The organism is Vibrio satsumensis (assembly GCF_050337435.1).
Lineage (GTDB): Bacteria > Pseudomonadota > Gammaproteobacteria > Enterobacterales > Vibrionaceae > Vibrio > Vibrio satsumensis.
The window spans coordinates 367,704-389,270 of sequence record NZ_JAKJSX010000003.1 but is presented as its reverse complement, the minus strand read 5'-3'; the positions used below and the strand labels follow the sequence as shown (position 1 = coordinate 389,270).

At 45.2% G+C, this 21,567-nt stretch carries 16 protein-coding genes; 3 read left to right on the top strand and 13 right to left on the bottom strand.

Annotated features, from left to right (window positions below; all coding sequences use genetic code 11):
• Positions 1-125: 125 nt before the first annotated feature.
• The 13 genes from L4C44_RS01880 to L4C44_RS01820 all read right to left on the bottom strand — a co-directional run bounded on the left by L4C44_RS01880 (position 126) and on the right by L4C44_RS01820 (position 18,269).
• Positions 126-2,282, bottom strand: coding sequence for a glycoside hydrolase family 3 N-terminal domain-containing protein (locus tag L4C44_RS01880; protein ID WP_428804230.1), 2,157 nt, complete (start codon positions 2,280-2,282; stop codon positions 126-128).
• A gap of 3 nt (positions 2,283-2,285) precedes the next feature.
• Positions 2,286-2,771 carry a hypothetical protein gene (locus L4C44_RS01875; RefSeq protein ID WP_428804229.1) on the bottom strand — a complete coding sequence of 162 codons (486 nt, stop codon included), beginning with the start codon at positions 2,769-2,771 and terminating at the stop codon, positions 2,286-2,288.
• On the bottom strand, positions 2,771-3,592 hold the full coding sequence (locus tag L4C44_RS01870; RefSeq protein ID WP_102553179.1) for a carbohydrate ABC transporter permease: 822 nt from the start codon (positions 3,590-3,592) through the stop codon (positions 2,771-2,773). Before L4C44_RS01870 ends, L4C44_RS01875 begins: the two co-directional genes overlap by 1 nt.
• A gap of 2 nt (positions 3,593-3,594) precedes the next feature.
• Positions 3,595-4,470 (bottom strand): carbohydrate ABC transporter permease, encoded by an 876-nt coding sequence (locus tag L4C44_RS01865; protein WP_146491290.1) that lies wholly within the window; start codon positions 4,468-4,470, stop codon positions 3,595-3,597.
• A gap of 22 nt (positions 4,471-4,492) precedes the next feature.
• A complete protein-coding gene (locus L4C44_RS01860; protein WP_285954046.1) occupies positions 4,493-5,740 on the bottom strand; it encodes an extracellular solute-binding protein in 1,248 nt (415 codons plus the stop codon).
• Between the two features lie 7 nt (positions 5,741-5,747).
• Positions 5,748-6,737, bottom strand: a complete 990-nt coding sequence (locus tag L4C44_RS01855; RefSeq protein WP_146491292.1) for a LacI family DNA-binding transcriptional regulator — start codon at positions 6,735-6,737, stop codon at positions 5,748-5,750.
• 95 nt (positions 6,738-6,832) lie between these two features.
• Positions 6,833-10,204 (bottom strand): GH36-type glycosyl hydrolase domain-containing protein, encoded by a 3,372-nt coding sequence (locus tag L4C44_RS01850; RefSeq protein WP_428804228.1) that lies wholly within the window; start codon positions 10,202-10,204, stop codon positions 6,833-6,835.
• A gap of 17 nt (positions 10,205-10,221) precedes the next feature.
• On the bottom strand, positions 10,222-11,346 hold the full coding sequence (locus L4C44_RS01845) for an ABC transporter ATP-binding protein (RefSeq protein ID WP_428804227.1): 1,125 nt from the start codon (positions 11,344-11,346) through the stop codon (positions 10,222-10,224).
• Between the two features lie 155 nt (positions 11,347-11,501).
• On the bottom strand, positions 11,502-12,482 hold the full coding sequence (locus tag L4C44_RS01840) for a hypothetical protein (protein WP_146491295.1): 981 nt from the start codon (positions 12,480-12,482) through the stop codon (positions 11,502-11,504).
• A 15-nt stretch (positions 12,483-12,497) separates the two neighbouring features.
• Positions 12,498-13,835: a hypothetical protein gene (locus L4C44_RS01835; RefSeq protein WP_428804226.1), complete on the bottom strand. Its 1,338-nt coding sequence runs from the start codon at positions 13,833-13,835 to the stop codon at positions 12,498-12,500.
• A 407-nt stretch (positions 13,836-14,242) separates the two neighbouring features.
• A complete protein-coding gene (locus L4C44_RS01830; RefSeq protein WP_428804225.1) occupies positions 14,243-15,454 on the bottom strand; it encodes an L-lactate MFS transporter in 1,212 nt (403 codons plus the stop codon).
• 22 nt (positions 15,455-15,476) lie between these two features.
• Complete coding sequence (locus L4C44_RS01825) at positions 15,477-16,523, bottom strand: alcohol dehydrogenase catalytic domain-containing protein (protein WP_008222112.1); 1,047 nt, start codon at positions 16,521-16,523, stop codon at positions 15,477-15,479.
• A gap of 429 nt (positions 16,524-16,952) precedes the next feature.
• A complete protein-coding gene (locus L4C44_RS01820) occupies positions 16,953-18,269 on the bottom strand; it encodes a MipA/OmpV family protein (protein WP_428804224.1) in 1,317 nt (438 codons plus the stop codon).
• 81 nt (positions 18,270-18,350) lie between these two features.
• Here L4C44_RS01820 and L4C44_RS01815 point away from each other — a divergent pair, with 81 nt between their 5' ends.
• The 3 genes from L4C44_RS01815 (at position 18,351) to L4C44_RS01805 (ending at position 21,525) form a co-directional block, all read left to right on the top strand.
• Positions 18,351-18,911: a VC1380 family protein gene (locus tag L4C44_RS01815; RefSeq protein WP_428804223.1), complete on the top strand. Its 561-nt coding sequence runs from the start codon at positions 18,351-18,353 to the stop codon at positions 18,909-18,911.
• Between the two features lie 24 nt (positions 18,912-18,935).
• A complete protein-coding gene (locus L4C44_RS01810; protein ID WP_428804222.1) occupies positions 18,936-20,963 on the top strand; it encodes a metallophosphoesterase family protein in 2,028 nt (675 codons plus the stop codon).
• A 112-nt stretch (positions 20,964-21,075) separates the two neighbouring features.
• A complete protein-coding gene (locus L4C44_RS01805; protein ID WP_008222106.1) occupies positions 21,076-21,525 on the top strand; it encodes a tellurite resistance TerB family protein in 450 nt (149 codons plus the stop codon).
• Positions 21,526-21,567: the final 42 nt, after the last annotated feature.

Below are 21,567 nucleotides of genomic sequence, written 5' to 3'. Positions count from 1 at the left end.
TATTCAGGTACAGTGTTTAAACATGTACAACATTAGGCAAATACACCACAGCGTATAAACAAAAAGAGATTGGCTCTACCCAATCTCTTTTACTTACCTTCAAAAAATTACGTTAAGTGGAATGTTTACCCAAGATGAACCGTTACTGACTCGGTCGCTAGACTGCTTCCCCCAACATAAACATCAATGTCACCAACCTCATACATAAAACACTCTTGAGAACCATAGAACCTCAGGTCGTCCGCTGAAACCGTCAGTCTAATCGTTTTACGTTCATTCGATTTTAAAAAGCACTTTGTAAATGCTTTTAGCTCTCGTTGAGGGCGAGTCGTCGAAGAGACTTTGCGAGAGATATAGCACTGAACTACTTCTTGCCCTGCAATCGCAGAGGTGTTCTCAACGTCAACCTCAACAATTAGGCTCTCGTTCTCTGTAATTTCAGGCGTTACGGCCGTCAACTTACCATACTCAAACTGAGAATAACTTAAACCGAATCCGAATGAGTAAAGCGGTGTATCTTGCTCATTCTTATATGGCATGTACTCTTGATACGCTCGCATTTTACCAATCGGCTTGCGACCGTAATACATAGGGATTTGCCCTGTGCTTCTTGGTACTGTCATGGTGAGCTTGCCACTCGGATTACTTCGACCAAACAGTAAGTTACCGACCGCATTGCCTGTCTCTGTGCCGCTTTGCCATGCATAAACCAGTGACTGAGCGTATTGCTCAATCTTAGGTGATGGTACGGGCCTGCCAGTGCACTGAACCACAATCAGAGGTTTGCCCGTTTTGCCTATAGCCTCAATCAGCTCTTCTTGGCCCGGTGGCAACACAAGTTCAGCGATGTTACGTGCTTCTCCCGTTCGACGATGACTTTCACCGACACACAGCACAACTACATCACTGCGATGCGCGCACTCCATCATGTCATCACTGAATGCGCTTGAATCAGTAATTATGGTGTTCTCTGGCGCTGCTGCTTGGATGCCATCGGCAATCGTTGCAACGTCGTCGGCATTGCCATCAAGACACCAAGAACCAAGGTGCTGCCTCTGCGAATGAGCATGAGGACCAATCACAGCAATGGTTAAGCCTTGTGAGTCCAACGGTAGTAAATCACCGTCGTTTTTAAGCAGTACCATACTCTCTTCAGCAAGAGCTAACGCTTTACGCTTATGCTCTGCGAGACCCAGCACGCTCTTATGCAGTTCAGGGTCGATGTATGGTCTTTCAAACAGGCCAGCACGGAACTTAGTTAACAGCACACGGTAGACTGCTTCATCTAGATTTTCTTGCAAGCTTGGATTGTTCTTCACCAGCTCTGCAAGGGTATCTTCGTAAGCTTCGTGGGTCATCGCCATATCCACACCCGCATCCAACGCTTTTAACGCCGCTGCCGATGGGTCTTTCGCAACTTGGAAGTATTCCAGATCGGAAATAGAGCCCCAATCACTGACGACCATGCCATCAAACTTATGCTCGCCTTTGAGCCAGTCTCGAATCAATGGACGAGAGCCAGTTACCGGTGTACCACCAAGGTCGTTAAATCCAGACATCATGGTTGCAACACCTGCTTTCACTGCTGCGGCAAACGGCGGCAAGTGCACGTTGTACAAGGTGTTATCGCTCAACTCAGTCGTATCGTAATCACGCCCACCTTCTGAAGCACCATAACCAACAAAGTGTTTAGCACACGCCACCAGCTTATTTGGCTGCGAAGGGTCATCACCTTGAAAACCTTTCACCACCGATTTTGCAAACTGACTGGTTAGGTATGGGTCTTCACCTGAACTCTCAATCACTCGCCCCCAACGCGGGTCTCGAACGATGTCGAGCATTGGCGCAAAGGTCCAGTTAATACCCAACGAGGCCGCCTCAGCTGCAATGCACTCGTAAGCCTCTTCAACCAGTGTTGGGTTCCAAGAACATGCTTGAGCCAGAGGAATGGGCAGCACTGTCTTTTGACCATAAATCACATCGCGAGCGAATATGATTGGAATCCCCAGGCGGCTTTTTTCCATCGCCACCTTTTGGATCTCATTAAGTTGGTGCGGGTCAACCGATTCACCCGGTGCATTACCTGCCCACGCCGTGTCAGCAAGGATGCGTGAGCCATACGCACCCTGCTCTACTTTCATCAAGCACTCTTGCTTATTGTTGTCATAATCCAGCATTGGCGATTGGCAAAGCTGACCCACTTTCTCGGCAAGCGTCATCTGAGACAGTAAATCTTGCGCTCTGGTTCGGTAACTCGCTGAGCTGTCTTTGTATAGAGCCATCGATTAGATCTCTTTCATTTTGTAACGTGGGAAAGCTTCGGCTAGAAACTCGGTCATCTCTTGGTATAACGCATCATTACCAGACTGTTTCGCTAAGCGTCGCAGTTGGTCGGCCGCCGTTGGCACATATCGAGAATCAAGTTGAACGTAGATCTCGATGAACTCCATTAACTGTTGTTCGTTAAGTTGTTCAATGATCAATGAAGGTTTTTCTAATGACTCGTAGTACGCATCTGGCTTAGGACCAAGCGTTGCGTTTCTCCAAGTTTCAATCACCTGCTGGTAGCCACCCAAATACTCGTCTTCAATTCTGAGTTCGAGTTTGTTCATCCCTTTTAACGCAGTCACCAGCTCACCTGTTTCGTATTGCTGCTCTGCGTATGCAAAGTAGTTTTCCGATAGTGAGTAAGCTCTCAACCAAGCGGAGCCATAAGCGATAAATATAACCGAGGCCAGCACTAACAATTTATATCCTGTCGATACTTTCATTACTTAACCCCTACGCCAGTAAATGCCTTGATGAAGTTCTTCTGTAGGCAGAAAAAGACAATCACAACAGGAACCGCAATCATAGTGGTCATCGCCCACAATTGCTCTAGGTTGGTTCCCGGTACTTCAGTTTTAAAGTTATACAGAGCAAGCTGCAGCGTCATCAGAGACTCATCACGAACATAAAGTAGCGGCCCCATAAAGTCATTCCATGCACCCATGAAGGTCAGGATACCGACGGTTGCCAAAGCAGGTCGCATCATAGGCAGAATGATTTTGAAGAAGATACGCATCTCACTTGCACCATCTATGCGAGCCGCTTCCAAGTAAGCGTTGTCTATTTGCTTCATGAATTGCACCATCAAGAAGATGTTGTACGCACTGATCGCCCCCGGGATGATCAGCACGCGATAGGTGTTAATCCAGTTCCACTCGTACATCATCATGTAAGTTGGGATGGTGAAAAGAATCGCCGGAATCATCATCGAACCAAGAATCACTTTCAGCCAAAACTCTCGGCCAGGTAAGTTGGTTTTAACAATCGAATACGCAACCATCGATGAGAACAATGTGTTCAGTACCGTGACAGTGACCGAGATGAAGATGGTGTTGAAGAAAACTCTCCCCAAGTTCACTGAGTCAAACACCTTGATGTAGCCAGCAAACGACCACTCTTTTGGCAGGCTGTTCGGGCTGTGCATAATCTCTGGACCCGTCTTAAATGAGTTGATCACCATGTAAAAGAACGGATACAACACAATAAGGGTGGCAACCAGAAGAGTGCCGTAAATCAGTAGGTTTTTTTTCTTATCAGCATTCATGATTAGTCTTCCTTACTGGTGATTTTTAACTGCATCATCGTCAGCAGGTAAATTACGCAAGCGAGCATTAAGCCAATGGTTGAAGCTTCACCCATCTTCATCTGCTCAAAACCGGTTTGGTAGAGATAAAGCACAGGGGTCAGCGCCGATTGATAAGGGCCACCGTTTAAATCAAAGTTCATGAACACTTCGATAAACATCTGCAGGCCGTTGATGATGTTCATTGTCATCACAAACACGATCTGTGGCATGATCATCGGCAGAGTGATTTTCTTAGTCTTACGCCACCACGACGCGCCATCAATATCAGCAGCTTCGAACAAAGATTTATCGATACTCGCGATACCACCTAGAAAGATGATCATCTGCACACCGAACCACTTCCATGCACTGAACACTGCAATCACAGGCATTGGTAACCACTCTTCAAACTTCCAGAACACCGGCTCTGAAAGAAGATTCGCCCCCACCATAGTGCTTTGAATTGGACCTGAAGGACCTGATACGAAGTCGAAAATGATCATCGCCACAGTGATAGAGGTCACTACTGGAATGAACATGATGGTGCGGAACATGCTCGACAAGAATTTGATCTCATTGAGCAGTAAGGCCAAACCCAGTCCAATCACGAAGCTCAACGACACGAAGATGACTTGGTTAAACACGACATTGAACAATGACTTCCAAAACAAGAAGTCCGTCACCACTGTAATCCAATTGGTTAAACCGATGAACTTAGTGTTCTCCGGCATGAGGATATTGACGCTTAGAAAGCTACTCTCAAATGACAAGAAAAACGGGTAAATCAAAAAGACCGCGAAGTACACAATCCATGGTGCAAGGAACAGGTAGCCGGTTATGAGGTTATCTTTTTTCATAGTTTCACTTAGACCTATCACACTATTCGTTAATGAGTTTTTCAGCTTGTTTCGCCGCCGCTTCTACCGCTTCCTCAGCGGAAACATCTTGCTTAACCACGGCTTTGGAATACTGCTCTAGAATGACTCCAGCCATGTCTGCTGACAGCGCAAAAGGTTCATTCAGTTTTGCGTTTGGTAGTTGCTCAACAAATGGTTTGGCTTCTGATGTATTGTAGTAAGGTCGGTCTTTTAGCGAGATCAGCGTTGGCAGTTGTCCTAGCGCCACATTCGCTTTGTGGTTAAACTCATCTTCCATCATCAGCTCTAAGAACGCCCACGACAGCTGCTCTTTCTCGACGCTATTTTTGAAGATCATTAGCGCGCGACCATCCAGTGTAGAATATGAGGTGTCGCCTTTGTTCAGCGTCGGAATCGGTGCTAATCCAACATCTTCTCCCACCACCATCGGCTTACCAGCCGCTTCAGTTAAGTTTGCTTTCCAGCCAAAGCCAAACTGTGGCCACATACCAATGGTGCGTGAGAAGAAGTTCTTCTCCATGGTCAGTGGAGCATACTGCTGCGCCTTCGCCATGGTTTCAAAGAACAGCGCTAGGTTCGCTTCTTCTCTATCGAAGTTAGGGTTGGTACCGAAACGATTAAGCAAGCCGTATTGGCCGTCGTTGAAGTTGTAGTACATCTGAGCCAGCATGCTCCAGTACCAGCTACCCCAAGACAGTGCTTCGTTCCAGAATACGGTGCCGTACACTGGGCTGCCATCTGCTCTTGGAGGCAGTTGGCTGATCTTTTCTGCCGCGTGTAAAAATTCGTCCCAGGTTTGAGGTGGGTCCTCTGGATCTAAACCCGCTTCAATGAACAGCTCTTTGTTGTAGAGCATCAGCGTCGTTGTTGCATTCCAAGGGATGTAGTAGTTTCGACCGTAATTTTTCTGCATGAATACAGGATCGATCCTGTCCTCCATCGCATTGAACCCTTCGAACTGCTCTAAGTAAGCGAGCTTACCCATCTTGGCGTATTTCGCGGGTTGGTAACCAAACACACCTGCATATAGGTTTGGCACATCGCCTGCTGCCATGCGGGTTTCCAGGTTTTCATCGTTTGATACGACTACATCTACGTTTGGATATCTTTTTTTGAACTCAGGAACTAACTCAGAACGGACAAAGTCCATGTAGTTACCCACTGGGGTCATGACTTCGATACGGGTATTATCTGCGAGTGACACTTGCGAACTCAGCGCAAGCACACATCCAATCAACCACTTTTTCATAACTATCCTACAGAGTTTCACGTAAAATTAATGACGTTGGCAAAATCGTTAATGCTTGTGAGTCTTTAGCTTTTTCATCAAGCGCATTGATAAGCGTTGATGCTGCAAGCTCCCCCATCCCCTCTTTCTCATGGGTAACGGTCGTTAAACTCGGAATCATTAACTCTGCCATTCTTATATTGTCGAAACCGACGAGCTTCATTTCGCTCGGGATGTCTATTTCAAAACGCTTCGCTGCGCGAATTATGCCGATCGCCATTTCATCATTGGCCGCAAATACCGCGTCGGGCCTGCGCCCCTGTTCCAATAACTCCTTCATCTGCTTGTAAGCGGTCTTTTCTGTGAAATCGCTTTTAATCAAATGATGGTTTTTAACTGGTATATTGAAATAGCCCAAAGCTGAGATGTAGCCATCCAGTCGCTTCTTGCTATCGTATGAGTCTTCAGGCCCAGTGAAGAAGTAGATGTCTTTGCAGCCCTTAAGCACCAACTCTTTGGTTGCACTGAATGCGCCACCAAAGTTGTCGATAAGGATGTTATAGATACCGGGAGCACTTATTTCTCGGTCTAGAACCACCATAGGGAAATCTGGGCCTGCGACCGACTTTAGAAACTCGGTATCAAATGAATTGGTTAAAACCACCGCGCCATCAACAACTCGATCTCGAATATACTTGTGAGCCGTAGAGTCTTCATTGCCATACATGCTACAAGCCACGACATCATAGCCACGCTGGTGACAGACCTTCTCGATACCTTTGACAAGCTCGCTGTAAATCGGGCCAAACCAATTGTTTAAAAACAGGCCGATGGCGTAGCTACGACGCTGCTTTAACTGCTTAGCATTGGTGTTAGCGACATAATTCATCTCGTGAGCAATATTGAGAACATGCTGGCGCGTCTTTTCACTGACGCGATTGCAGTCATTCATTGCGTACGAAACGGTTGCGATGGAGACATTCGCTTTTTTAGCTACGTCTTTAATAGTCACTTTCATTTCACTTATTTCCTTTAAGAGCCCAGCTCTTCACACCTTGCATTTTTCTCATACTCAGCCTTTGGGTTGGGCCCATCGCTGAGCCCAACAGATTATTAAAGGGAGATATGAAGGGTGTTTTCTTCACTACTCAATCTCTGAAGTAACCATTCGCGTGAGATCTTCGCACCACCAGAGCGGTAGCGGTTCTCAGTCAGTTCGAATGGCACCGTTTCACTGTTTATCGAGATAGCTTTTGGCGTGTGTGAACCTTCAACCAAGTCGATAACCAAGGTCACTGGCTTCTCATCAAGCTCGAACTGGATCTTCGTTTGACCAACTCGCGGAGAGATAACCGGGTCAAGAATGAGATCGTTGTGCGCGAATCGAACACCAAATACGTTAGAGATAAGTTGGTTCACGTAGATACCTGGGCCACTTGAGTAAATTCTCCAGCCGCCTTTCACTGCAACTTCACCGTTCTTCACTTGGTCAAAGTTGTCGTATGCCGTTGGTCTGTCGTTAAACTTCGCATCTGAACTTGAGAAGTACGCGTTCGACTGACGAAGCTCAGCATTTGGCACGTGGTCTTGAATACCCACTGGAATAATTTTGTACAGGTTGTCGAATACCGCTTCCGCATCGCCCAACTTACATAGCGCTTCGATGAATCGAATATGAGCGTGACAGTATTGAAGGCCTACCTCGCGTCCAAGGTTGGCTGCCAGTTCTGCGCGCTTAAAGTAGCTCTGCTTGCCTGCTTTGTACTCGGCCATTTTGTCCATCAATCGAACACCGTCAGGGTGCACAAGGTTCTGCTTGATGATGTCCATGTGAGAACTTGCCATTTCTGAATCAAACACTTCTGAAATGATTGAGCGGCTTGCTGGCAATAGTCGGTAGTTGATGCCCGTTTTTTGATCCGATGGATGCAGCAAGTGTTCGATTTGCTTAACACTCCCCTCGTCATCGCGATCAAAATGGATAAAGCCTGCAATCACGCCATCTTTAATCAAGTAATGGTGGTAATCGCTTTCCATCTTGTCGGCCAACTCCATCAAAGAAGCAGCGTAGTCTTGATGTTCACTGCCTTGAAGGGCTTGGTACATACCTTTAAGCGCTTGCAGCGTGAGTGGAATTGTCCAACCACTCACCATGTTCTCACGCAGTGATTGATTCGCTGGTTGTAGCGTATCGTCCCAGTCGCCATCACCGTAGCAAGAGAGCGATGTGCCCGGTACGAGGTTATCAAGCATATGCTGAACTTGAGTTTGTACATGGTGCATTAAAGTGAAGCGGCTTTCGCTCTTTACAAAGCCTTCTTCTGCTAGCGTGTATGGCAGTTCAACATCCAGAATACTGATGTCGCCCGTCGTATTTAGGTAGTCAGCTAAAGCTTTGAGCGGCCATACTACGATGTCACCGTGCGCTTCTTCTTGTTGGATAGTCGCATACTGATCGAACATGAACCATTGAGGCCAAGTGCCCGTTTCTTGATACTGGTGGCTGTAGACCTCTTCTAGTAACGCTTTTGCCTTTGCGTATTCCTGCATCGACATAAACAGTTCGAATGGGCCTTGAGACACATCACGCGTACCCCATGCTGCACCTGAGTATTGCTCTAAGCCGTGTGGTGTTGAGTAGTGAACTAAAGCGTTGTGAGTGAACCAGTTCAGACACGTATTGATGCGCTGGCTATTTCCATTGTCTTCACTGAAATCAACATTGAAGCCTTTAGTCAGCGACTGAATACCTTTTTGGTATTGCTCGCGTTCCGCCTCAAACGCGATAAATTGTGCGGTAGTGTCTAGCGCGCCCGTCTTACCACCAATCGCGATAGAGCAATAGCTTTCAAGAGAACCGTTCAGTACCAAGTACTCCACTGAATCAGACTCCGCACGTCCGATCGTTTCCGCCGTTACGTCCATGCCTGACACTGCAAGACCATAGCTCAGCTGCGGCATGAATTGATCAATCAATTCATTTTTGCCTGTCACTGTGAACAATTCGCCATCTCTTGCAATCTCAACACTGCCTTCGCCTTCGTTATTACCGAAAACAAGTTGGTGTGACATTTTGATTGAAAGCGGAGCCTCAATTCCGTGCTTAGTGATATCTAGCTGGATGATTGGGCTTTGCGCACTTGAGAACGAAACGATCTCTAGGTAGCCGCCAAGTAGTTTATAGATCCAACGCGAATAGTTTTGGCCAGTTTCGTAAGCCGAAGGCATGCCCAATACGCGGTAGGTTCCTTCCACTTCAACCCATACCCTTTGCCCTGCATGAGTGAATTGGTTTAACGGGTTTCGGCACACACCCAATAGTTTATTGAATGAGGTATTGCCAAGCGTCAGCTGTGAGTTGAAAACACCGCCGATATAATGTGTCGAGCTCATGATAGCTTGCTGGTAATCTTGATTATTACCCGACGCAATCACATGACCTGTCATACGCTCTAGATGCTTCTCTTTTTCTGGCAGCGTCACGTATTTGTTGTCGCCGTAGAAGAATGAAAGCAGTTCACCGTCTTTAACGTCTGCGAACGTTTGATCATCACCGAAGAACTCTGTGATCTCTTTCTTGCTCAGCGTTTCGCCCTGCAGGTACTCGCCTTTAGGTTGGTGTACACAAGATAAAGGCTCGCGTTCCATCTCTTCAGATAATGTTAGTTGAGCGTGCTTAGCTGTAATCTCTTCCAGTTCAATAGGCTCGCCCGAATTTGATTTCGGGAAATCCACAGTGACAACGCCGTAGAAAACCACTTCCTTAGACGAGTCTGCTGCAAGCGTGACTTCTTCAGTTTGAAGCGCGATGTAGCCCATCTCATATTGATATTTTTTGTTTTCAAGTTGAGGTGCGTTCAATGCTACGGCCTCACCGGTTAACTTGAACTCTTTACCAAAGAACTGGAAACCATCGGTGCTGTAGCCAACGACAGGTGTAAGAGAACCCAATTGAATGCGCGGGTTGCCTGAAGATTGAGGCAAATTCTGACGGCTACAAACCACATAACCCATTTGGTTTTCAAAGATTTGATGGTCAAGGTACTGAGAGCAGTACAGTTCATTGGTTTTAACTGCGCCTTCATCCGCAAGGCCAACATCTTGACCGTAAATCAAGTCATACGTCAGTGGCTGTGAAGAGAGGTTGGTAATGCTCACATCATAGAAAAACGTATGGTCAGCCGTTTTAATCGACACAACGGCTTCAAAGTCTTCCGTTGTTGTTACCCACTGTAATGAACCATCGCTCTGCTTAAACGTTTCAATCTTGTTATTAAAAAAAAGCAGTGATGTGACATTTAATTTACCTTCGCCTTTAACACGAAGAAATACATTCGAGATAGCCATTTCTGAGTCAGGCGTATCGAACAAAGACACCATTAAACGATCACTGCGAATTGCGCCTAGTACGCCATCTGCGTTGAATGTGAGGTTCAGGCTTTCGTTGCCAACGCTCATTTGTGATCCAGGTTGAATGTGGTGCATAAAGCTTTACTCCAAACTTATTTTGATTCTGTGTAGTGGATATTTTCTTGAGAAGCGTCATCAAAGACGTGGCATTTCTCGACTTGAAGTTGAATGTGACAATGAGTGCCGACCTCAGGTGTTTGCTCGGTATCGAGTAATTTGCAAACCACCGGTTTATCGAAGATGGTAACGTGTAAGTAGACTTCTGACCCTAACTCTTCTTTCGCCTCAACTTTTGCCGGTAGCGTGTTTTGATTCGCTTGATTAGAGACCGACAAGTGCTCAGGGCGAATACCAAGGTGAACACGGTGCCCTACCCACTCTTTCGCTTTTTCTTGATGTGCTTGCGACAATTCGATGGTGTGCTCATTGAGTTGAACGCACACTTTACCGCTTTGATCCAATAGAGTGCCTTCAAGCATATTCATGGCTGGGGAGCCAATAAACTCAGCAACAAACTTGTTTTTAGGGTTGTGGTACACATTCATCGGCGTATCGACTTGCATGATGCGACCTTGGTTAAGAATGCAGACGCGGTCTCCCATGGTCATCGCTTCAACCTGATCGTGGGTTACATAGATCATGGTTGCAGGCTTGCCTGATTCTTGAAGTTGGCTGTGCAGACGAATAATTCGGCGACGCATCGACACACGCAATTTTGCATCTAGATTAGATAGCGGTTCATCGAATAAGAACACATCCGGGTTACGTACCATTGCGCGTCCTAAGGCTATACGTTGGCGCTGACCACCTGACATCTGCTTTGGCTTTCTATCGAGCAGGTCGGTGATTTCAAGAAGCTCAGCGGCTTTGGCGACACGCTCTTTGATTTCGGCTTTCGATTTCTTTGCCGTTTCCAAACCAAATGCTAGGTTTTCGTATGCGGTCATGTGGGGGTACAGAGCGTAATTCTGGAATACCATTGCGATGCCACGGTCTTTTGGCGGCAGGTCATTACACTCTCGGTCACCAATCACAATCTGCCCATCGGTAATGCTTTCCAAGCCCGCGACCATTCTCAGCATCGTGGATTTAGCACAGCCCGATGGACCAACAAGCACCATGAATTCACCATCTTTGATGTCTAAACTCACATCGTGAATAGCGTGGAAGCCGTTGTCATAGACTTTGTTTACATTTTGTAGCGTTACTTTCGCCATGATTCTGCATTCCTATTTATAAATGCGTTCACTATTTAGGTCACACCTTCCTTCGCGGTATATCCAAACAATAGTGCAAGTGGTTAAGTGTGGGATTATCAAATTTGCGCCTTTTTGTGGCTAATCAGTAATCCCACGGTAACTAAAGTTGCTTATTAGAACTTCCAAACAATCCCGACTTTGGAGAACCATACCAATTGGTCCCCAGTCCAAGGTGCCGTATCTGCGTGGCGATCTTTAACCTGAATATCAGCCAAGAAGGAAAAATGTTCATTGATTGGAAGATCCGTGTATAGCGCATAAACATCATAGTCATAATGGTCGCGATTACTTGGATCTGAACCCATATCTAACGTACCTCTTTCATAACGCAGCTCTAAGTAATTGCCGTTATCAAAGTTAAATTGTACTAAAGGCTTAACGGCAAACTCGACATAGTTGAAGTCGTTATGCTCTTCAACATAGATGACCTTTGCACCGATATTGATGCCGTTATCTAAGCGGTAAAGGTACAAAGGCTCAGACTCAATGAACGCTCCACGGCTGCCCGGACCTTGCCTTTCATCTTTGTAGCCAAGCTCTGCACTTAAGTGTAAGAAGTGACGGCCAAAGCTTAGGTCAATGCCCGGTTTTGCCATATACTTGTCGTAGTGCCATTCGCCAATTGTTTTTTCATATGACAACATCAGGTTGTAAGCAACATTGTCATTTTGACGCCAGTAAAAACTTGGAATCAGCTCGGAATAATTACTCAATCCAGTACTTTCACCACCTCGGCTATGGTGTATTTCTTTAAATACGTAACCCATGCTGAAGTTATCAGTCACACGGGTAAAACCATCAGCGTAGATATAGTGAAGAAGCTCTTCATTGGGTTGGTTTTCGTTGTCAATATGCTCGTACTCGATACCCGTTAGTGCACGAGTTCTCGGGGCTGCATTACTGCTTTGTGCTGATTCGGTACTTAAAATAAGGTCCCTATACTCATGATCACTCCATAATCCAACTTCTGTTTCTATTTCAGCTTGTTCTTCTGTTACAGGTTCATCAGCATTGGCTGTCAGAGGAATAGCTAGCGCTAACAAAGGAACGAAGCTTGTTAGTTTTATTGCGTTCACTGCTTTTTCAAAGTTCACGGTTCATTCCTCTGTCTATTTATTATTTGGTTCAAAGGTTTCATACATATCAACAATGGCGGCGTAGTAATTTTTGCTGTCTAGGTACTTACGCACATCTTGGTTGATAGCCGGTGAAAGGAAGGCGCCGACAAACATACCTTGGTCTAGAGACAGAATTTTCGTCGAGGTTTCACCTTTGCCGTTTATCGCGTCATACCAGCCATATGGCGTTTCAAGTTGTGGGTAGTAGTCGATCACTGTGTTCAACAGTTTTACGGCTTCAAATGGATTCACCATGTAAGAAAGCGCTAGCGCATGAGGTGTACCGGTATCACCACCAGCGATATCAGTATTGTTAAAACGAACTTTAGATTCTGATAGCTCTGGGACACCGAATGCCGCATAACCATCGTCAACCGTTGCTGCGGACGACACGAAAGGAATTTGATGCTTGATAGCGTGGTACTTTTGGATCTCTGTCATATCTTCGATCATCGAGAAATCTGGGATCAATGAGCGTTCTTCCAACCAAATCATCGAAAGCATGCCTTGGAAATACGCACCATCCCAAGTCAGCATCGGAGAGTATTTCTTGCCATCTAGGTAGTAATCTTGCGTGTATAACTCCATGTTGTTAAACGCAGTTTTTGGCACTGTGTTTTCTGAGTCTTGAGTGATCAGGTGAGCCCAGATTGGCGCGAGTCGGCTTTCATTGGCTTTACGATCAATATGGTAAGTCAGTGGCGCTTGCTTGGTTGTTGACCAGCCCGAGTAAAGTAGCCCGCGGCTCTCATCATAGAGTTCGGCCCAGCCGTCGGTTTGGCTGTTAAGAATAGATTCAACCTTAGCGATGACTTGCTTTTCATCGGCTTGTTTTGAATCCAGATAAGCACCCGCCACACCCGCAAGAGCAAAGGCTAGGTTGGCGTTATCTACCGCAGGAACGATGCCATCTTTATTCGGTTTAAGTTGATCACCCTCGATGTCATAAGGCCAGTAAAATAGTCCTTTCCAAGTCGGAGCACTTGCTAGCGCATCCAAGGTTTCATTAATACGCACTAACGCATCGGCATTGCCATTTTTGTGTGCTTCAACCAGTACGTTTAGGTAAAGACCAATCTCTGTAGTATTGACGTAATACGCGTGTTCAATCTGGCCATCTTTATCGACAAAAATCGTGTCGTATGGAACTTTGGCTTTTTGATCTACACCTACGCCATCAACAAAGAAGTCCAAATTTCTCTGTAAATGTTCTTCAAACCCTACCGGGTAGAGTTGCGGGTTAACGGTAAGTTCAGTGATAGTGACATCAGCGAACGCAGACATGCTAGCCATAAGGGTACAGGTGGCTAAAAGGCTTTTTTTTATCATTTCTCGTATCGACCTTTGTGTATAAACGTTTCACAACGGATATTCCCATCTGAGTAACATTGTCAGCAATGTGGTCATTTACCTTTTGTGATTATGGGATTGTCAGATCGAAACTTACTGCTTAAACCTTTAAGCATTTAAGCTGAAACATGTGAGAGGACTAGCATGTTCTAGCCAGTCTCACAGAATGAACAAGTAGCGAATTACATGGATATGAAGAGGCGGCAACTAGGAAGAGAGTGAACGAACATGGCTAATACATCGCGAGCGATTCACTCCGGTGACAGTATTCTTACCACGTGAACAGAGTATAAAAAATGTTGGCTTAGATTGCCCAAGCCAACATTAGGTGAAAACACGTTACTGGTAGAGACTTTGAAGGCAATAAGGCTTCACTGGTCTCGTGTTTAGTATTCCAGATTAACTTCGTCTTTTAATAGCACAGACTTATCAACGGGTTTCATTAAGTAATTCATTACGGTAATCGAAACCAAAAGCGCAGCGTAAGCCAAATAGGTGTTTTCAGCCGTCCCCGCTACCGAGGCGAGTATTCCTCCGAAGAACCCTGACACACCCCATGCTGAATAGAGTATTCCAAAGTTGGTTCCGTACGTCTTCAAACCATAATCCACCGCTGTTACTGGAGGGAAAACACCGAATAACGCACCATAAGACATAGCGCCTGCGGAGATCCCGATCATGAGAGGAATCGTGGTTTCAATGGTTGTAAAAAACACCATATTGACCGCTTGCAACATGAATATTAAGCCCAGAGTATGAACGCGCCCTATCCTGTCGAATACAACGCCGCCAATGACTCGCCCTGCGGTATTAAAAATCGCTAATAAAATGATACCCAACGCAATTTCTTCAGCGGTTAATCCTATCGATTTACTGACGTTGCCAATAGAGCCGATAAGCATGATGCCTGCTGCTGATGACACCATGAACATTAACCATATCTGGTAAAATTGTGGTGTTTTCAGCATATCTAGCCACTGGATGTTTATGTCTGATCCATATCCTGCAGCCTTTCCTCCGGGAGTTTCTGAAACATATCCTTTGGGTGGATTCACCAACAGTGACGCCATCGGGATCATGAAGAGTAGACCGACACCAAGGATCTTGAACGTATCTAAGATGCCATGGTGTTCGATGAGAACGGTCGATAACGGAGCCAAATACAGTGCCGCCATCGCAAACCCACCAGCGGTTAAGCCACTAACCAACCCTTTTCTGTTCTCTGGCCACCACTTCATGGTGCATGGGCCTATACAGGCATAGGCAAAACCCATCCCCGCACCGACCATGCACCCGAAGGTAACCTGCAATTCCGCTAATGTTGAGGCATAACCGGACGCTAAAAGCCCCGCCCCGACAAGAAACACACCAAGTATTGTGACCTTCCTTGGTCCTATTTTATCTTGCCATACCCCAGCCAAAAATAGACTTACCGAAAATGCGAACACGGAAGTCTGATAAGGCCCATCTACGTCCTTAGGATCAACACCTAGCGCCTCAGCCAAAGGTTCACTGAAAACGCCCCATACATATAGGATACCGATCGATAGGTTCACGATTAAACCTATCACGAGTATTTTAAATGGTTTACTAATCAAGCTAACCTCAACAATTCGCTGTTTATGAACAATCGTTAGAAATGATGACTTTCAACGACTTGTGGTCTGAAGCATGGATAAATGTTGAATAAGCTTCTTCTGACTCTGTTAAATTGAACTGGTGACTAATCAGTTTTTGAGGTTCCAAATAACCCGCTCTAATTTGCTTGATTAACATTGGCGTTGTGTTGGTATGAACCATGCCAGCTGTCATAGTGAAGTTTCGTTTCCACATGTCTTCTAGGTTAATCGTTGCAGATTTTCCGTGAACACCAAGTACTGCAATATTGCCCCCTGGACACACCAACTTCTGAGACATATCCCAACCAGCAGGAATACCGATAGCTTCAATCACCACATCCACACCCACATCGTCGGTCATGTCGAGGATTTGCTGCACGGCACTACCATCTGAGTTATCGATAGCATGAGTCGCGCCTAGCTCTTTAGCCACTTGCAGTCGATGAGGGTTAGTATCGATTGCATAGATTTCGCTTGGAGTGAAGAACTTAGAGGTCATTAGGGCCGCAAGGCCAACAGGTCCACAACCAATGACGGCAACAGAGCAACCCGGCTGAACCTGCCCATCTAATACACCCACTTCGTAACCTGTTGGGAAAATGTCGCTCAATAGAACCAGAGAGTCTGTATCGATGTCATCAGGAACAAGGTGCAGACTTGTATCACCATAAGGAACTCGAACGTATTCCGCTTGGCAGCCATCAATTTCATTACCAAGTAGCCAGCCACCATCTAAACATTGACCAAATTTAGACACTTGACACATTTTGCAGCTACCACATGAAGTAATACATGACACAATCACGCGATCGCCTGGCTTAAACTTACTCACCAACTCACCGCACTCTTCAACGATACCAACCCCTTCATGGCCCATGATTGTGCCTGGCTTAAATGTCGCAACGTTGTTTCTTAATATATGTAAATCCGTACCACAAATTGTGGTTTTCTCGATTCTTACGATGACATCGCTTTGCTTCTCAATTGTAGGGATTGGACGTTCTTCCAATTTCGCGCTGTCTTTTCCATCAAATACATATGCTTTCATTATTCTTCCTAGCTGACGTTGTTGTTATATAAATTCGAGCTCATCATATAGAGGCAATTAAATAATTAACGTGACCAGCACAGCAATTAACAATCGATTAACAGATAACAAACACAGTTAGAGCATCATAAAAATCCAGGATAGCAACATAATATAAGTCATTGTAAATAATATAAAAAAGTTAACAAATAATGAAAGAAAGTTAAATAATTAAATAATTAAATAATTAAATAATTAAATAGTAGTAAAATCCAAAAAGCAGACAGGGAATATTAGATAATCAGAATAAACCCATATATTAGATTTCAGTTAAAGTGACTTTCGAATAATTGATTAGCAGTGGCAAATAGTGATTATCTCTGTTTTCTTTGATAATAAAAAAATGCCGCTCATTGAGAGCAGCATTTTTTATATTGTCGAAATAATGGTTTAGAACTCGTATTGGAAGTAAACCGTGTTGTAGTTACTGCCACCTTTGATACGTCCAAACTGGGACGCGTTTTCAAAGATCGCAGAACGGTGATGTAATGAATAACCGAACCATAAGTTGTTCAAATCATTCTTACCAATCAAATCACCTACGTTAACGTCAAATGAAAAGTCTAAGTAGTTCAACAGGTGGCTGGCTGTGTAATCTTTACGGTCCATCTCTGAGCCTTCGATATAAGTAATCGAATCGATGTAAGACATACCTTCTGCTACACCAAATCGCCATTGTGTTGGCCAGTTAAAGGTGTAGTACGCTTTAATCGCAATGATGTATTCCGTACTACTGGATTGAACCTCTGAACTCCAATGGTGAGCGATACCTGGCGTTAAGTAGATATCCAACGGCAAGCCAAAGATCTCATCAGTTAAAGGGTGGCCATAAAAGAATGATGTAAGTTGGTTATTGTACTCGTCTTTCTCGGTGTTGAATTTCATGATGTCGCCGATATTCGACGGCGTTGCCCAACCGTGCGCGACTCGTAAATAAGGTGCGTTACTTAACTTAGGCTTAGGCGCTTTTGTTTTGTCGTTGAAGAAACCAAAACCAAGGTAAAGCTCGCCTTGGTAACGATCTTCGATAATAGAAGAGTCATAAGCGTTATCATCCAGTCGAGTCACACTGGTTGAACCCAATAAGTACAAGTTCGAAATCACATGGTAACGGGCTTCTACACCAACATTCAGATCAACACCTGCACCAATGGTTTCATTACCAGCTGAGTAATACTCGCTGTTGAAATCAGCGCTTTTATAACGAAGTGTCGCGCTTGGGTAAAATTCCCAGTCTCCGGTTTCATACTTAGCTTTCGCTCGTAAGTTACCGTGAAGGTTAAATTCACTGTCACTCATTAATTCCGTCTCGACAGACCAAGGGCCATCAAGTTGGTAAGTCAGTTGAGCACCAAAATCCGCAGTGTCACCTTCAATTGCATTCTGTTCAGAAGCCGGGATATCAATAAAACGCATGCGAGAGATAGCATTAAAAGACCATTTCTCGTCATCGGTTTGATAGAGGTAGGCTCCCATCTCAGTACCATCAATAAACACATAGTCGTTCTTGAAAAATAGCATTGGAACAAAAGAGCTAACCGTTTGGTCCCCACCTGACGTGTCGTAAGGAATACTGGCGGTACGAAACATCGCCGCAATCCCCCACTCTTGCTCTTCAGTAGCCCACGCCACGCTGTTCGCTAGAAAAGCGTTACTTAGTAGAATTGTCCCATACGAGATGAGCTTCGGTGAAAATTTGCGCTTCATTCTTGTTTAATTACTCTTTGTAATAAGTTTTGTGGTACTGGTTAGACATTTATTGACTATTCTAGCCAACAATTTTTAGGTTTGATCGAGATTGACCGTTACAATAAAGAATATTCTCGGTTAAATGAAAGTATTGTGAAAGTCTCAGAATTACAAAACATTATAGACCACTTACCCAAAGATTCCGATCCAGATATTGTTATGGGTGAAGCGTGGCTACCCGAACGCTTGGTGAATACTAACCTAGACGGCGACATGCTATTCCTTGAATTTGATAATGCCCCTGAAGACAATCAAGGGGATGAAGAAGGCCGCGGTTTTGTTGAACACGAAATCGCGATGATTCGTGAAAAACTGGAGCAGGTGTTAGACGACACATCCGATACCAAGACAAAAGCCGATGCCTTATTGGCAATATTTCTAATGGGCCATGAACTTTCTAGCTCGGAAGTTATCGAAATACTTGAAGCAACTGAGTCTGAAGCAAGAAAGTCTGAAGCAAGAAAGTCTGAGTTATCGGAGCTTGAAATAAGCAAGCCTCAAACAAGAGAATTCGAAGTAATTGAACCTGAAATGCCAGAACTGAAAACATCGGTTTTCGACGCGCATGAAGCGGAAATAAAAGAACACCACGACGACTAGCCACCAACGATTTTAGGTACCGTATTGAAACCCTCTACGACATCATCTCTTCCCCTGTTACTCGCCGGACCCATTTTAAGAAAAACCACCGCGACTGAAGTGGTACTTTGGTTAGCCACCAGCTCGCCTCTTACAGGCAGAGCTGAGCTATATGTTAACGAAACAGATCTCGTTGGAGAAATCGGCCATTCCAACGTAGAGCAAGACCAACCGTTTTATACCTCATCGCTTGAAGAGCATGATTCGATTCAAATCGGTACACATGCGTGGGTAACGCTAATTCGCTTACAAGGTGAGTTTCCAACCAATACGCCCCTTGAATATGATATTCACACAGAAACAGGCTCACTAAAAGAGCTCGCCCCTCACCTTGTTTACAACGGTAAATCTCGCGTTGAGTTTAAGATATCGACCTCGGCTGATTACATTTTGCATGGCTCTTGTCGTAATCCACATCATCCAAGCAAAGACAGTTTAGTCGCAGCCGATAACAAGATTGCCGATCAAAGCATCGTAGAAAGACCCGATATGCTTATGATGAGCGGCGATCAGATCTACGCCGACCATGTGGCAGGCCCGACGCTAGATGCTATTCAGCAAGTGATTCAACGACTTGGTCTTGTTGGTGAGAGCTTACCGACTGACTCGCAAATTAAAAAAATCAACAGCAGTGATGCTCTGTATAACAGTGAATACCACTTATATCAGCGTCATCACTATTTGCCGCACCACACCGCTTCAGAATCCATGCTCGATAAGTTCTTCCCGAATCGTGGCGTGCCGATTTTTAGTTCTACCGATTGTGAAAACCACTTGGTCACGCTGTCCGAGTTTATCGCGATGTACTTGTTGGTTTGGTCTCCAACACTGTGGCAATGCGTCAATCGAGAGCGTTTAATTGAGAATAACTTCACTCAAGGAGGACGCCAATTAACACCGACTGAGCAGCAACAGTGGCGTGATGAAAGCGTCATCATCGATGATTTCATTGCTGGCTTGCCGCAAGTACAACGTCTGTTCGCGCACATTCCGACTTACATGATCTTCGACGATCACGATGTTACTGATGATTGGAACCTTACCGTGGGCTGGGAGCATGCTGTCGATCAAAACCAGTTCGCTACTCAAGTGATTGGTAATGGCCTTGCCGCCTACTGGATGTGCCAGGGTTGGGGTAACAAACCGGAAAGCTTTAACGAAGCGTTCATCGAGCAAGCAAAACAGCTTTTTACTGTTCAAGTGCGTGCCATTACAGAAAGGCATAATGAAGCCGGTAATGCAGTGACTACTCACTCTATTAGCCGAATAGAACCAGACAAGCATCAAGCCTTCATTGAGATACTGAATCGCTTTGAAGAGTGGCATTACACGATAGACACTTCACCCAAAGTCATTGTGTTAGATACTCGAACCCGCCGTTGGCGTTCAGAGTCACGCATGAATAAACCTTCAGGTTTAATGGACTGGGAAGCCTTGATTGAGTTCCAACATCAGTTACTGCATCAAGATAAAGTGGTGATCGTTTCTGCTGCGCCGATGTTTGGCGTGAAGTTTATTGAAACACTGCAAAAGATGGCAACGACCATAGGCAAGCCATTAGTGATCGACGCTGAAAACTGGATGGCACACCCGGGCAGTGCTAATACGCTGATCAGCATCTTTACCCATACCAAAACACCGACCAACTTCGTGGTGCTTTCTGGCGATGTTCACTACTCATTTGCTTACGATATCAAGCTGAGATATCGCCGAAACAGCCCGAACATCTATCAAATCACCTGTAGTGGCATTAAAAATCAATTCCCTGCTCCTCTGCTTAAATTCTGCGATGTATGGGACCGTTTGTTGTACAGCCCTCGCTCAGTCTTGAACTATTTCACTAAGCGTAAACGCTTGAAGATCGAAAAGCGAAGCCCTGACAATCAGACCTTCTATCGCCTTTCAAACCGCAGCGCGATTGGAGAGTTAAGGCTAGATAGCGATGGTAAGCCACAATCGATTACCACTCTAAGCGGCGATGGCAAAGTGACGCGTTTTCCAGAGCCGACCTAGGATATGTTCCTTATTGCTGGCTTATACGTAATGTCAGTTTTAAGTAAAGGGGCTTGCGATCACACTCTGTAGGCCCAATAGTTATAATATTCACTATTACTGGAACGCTCATATGTTTAATTCACTTACATCGTTATTTAAACAGTTGGTCGAAGGCTCTGATTTAGGCAAAACACCTACCGCCTCACCAAACTTAGCTATCGCCAGTTTGTTATGCGAAGTCGCAGGCGCAGACCATGAGATCAACGAATCAGAGCAAGAAGCGAAGTTGAACTTACTGCAACGTCTGTTGGGCATTACAGAAGAAGAGTCGAAAGCCTTGTTACAACAAGCTGAGCCGCAAGTTGAACAATCTGTTTCTTTGTATGATTTCACTTCACAACTGCGCGAATTGTCACAGCCAGTGCGAATCGACCTGATTAAGGCGATGTGGGAAGTAGCACATGCCGACGGAGAGATTGATCCACTTGAAGATTCAGTGATTAGAAAAACCGCTGAACTTCTCTACGTTGACCACAAAGACTTCATCAAGAGCAAACTTGACGTACTTGGCGAAGACTAAGCTAGTCATACAAATGAGCTGCGTTAGGCAATGAACCTAACG

Coding starts and splice junctions, on each gene's coding strand:
- L4C44_RS01805 (WP_008222106.1), top strand. CDS start 21,076: ATGTTTAATTCACTTACATCGTTATTTAAACAGTTGGTCGAAGGCTCT.
- L4C44_RS01835 (WP_428804226.1), bottom strand. CDS start 13,835: ATGATAAAAAAAAGCCTTTTAGCCACCTGTACCCTTATGGCTAGCATG.
- L4C44_RS01845 (WP_428804227.1), bottom strand. CDS start 11,346: ATGGCGAAAGTAACGCTACAAAATGTAAACAAAGTCTATGACAACGGC.
- L4C44_RS01860 (WP_285954046.1), bottom strand. CDS start 5,740: ATGAAAAAGTGGTTGATTGGATGTGTGCTTGCGCTGAGTTCGCAAGTG.
- L4C44_RS01870 (WP_102553179.1), bottom strand. CDS start 3,592: ATGAATGCTGATAAGAAAAAAAACCTACTGATTTACGGCACTCTTCTG.
- L4C44_RS01880 (WP_428804230.1), bottom strand. CDS start 2,282: ATGGCTCTATACAAAGACAGCTCAGCGAGTTACCGAACCAGAGCGCAA.
- L4C44_RS01865 (WP_146491290.1), bottom strand. CDS start 4,470: ATGAAAAAAGATAACCTCATAACCGGCTACCTGTTCCTTGCACCATGG.
- L4C44_RS01825 (WP_008222112.1), bottom strand. CDS start 16,523: ATGAAAGCATATGTATTTGATGGAAAAGACAGCGCGAAATTGGAAGAA.
- L4C44_RS01820 (WP_428804224.1), bottom strand. CDS start 18,269: ATGAAGCGCAAATTTTCACCGAAGCTCATCTCGTATGGGACAATTCTA.
- L4C44_RS01850 (WP_428804228.1), bottom strand. CDS start 10,204: ATGCACCACATTCAACCTGGATCACAAATGAGCGTTGGCAACGAAAGC.
- L4C44_RS01875 (WP_428804229.1), bottom strand. CDS start 2,771: ATGAAAGTATCGACAGGATATAAATTGTTAGTGCTGGCCTCGGTTATA.
- L4C44_RS01855 (WP_146491292.1), bottom strand. CDS start 6,737: ATGAAAGTGACTATTAAAGACGTAGCTAAAAAAGCGAATGTCTCCATC.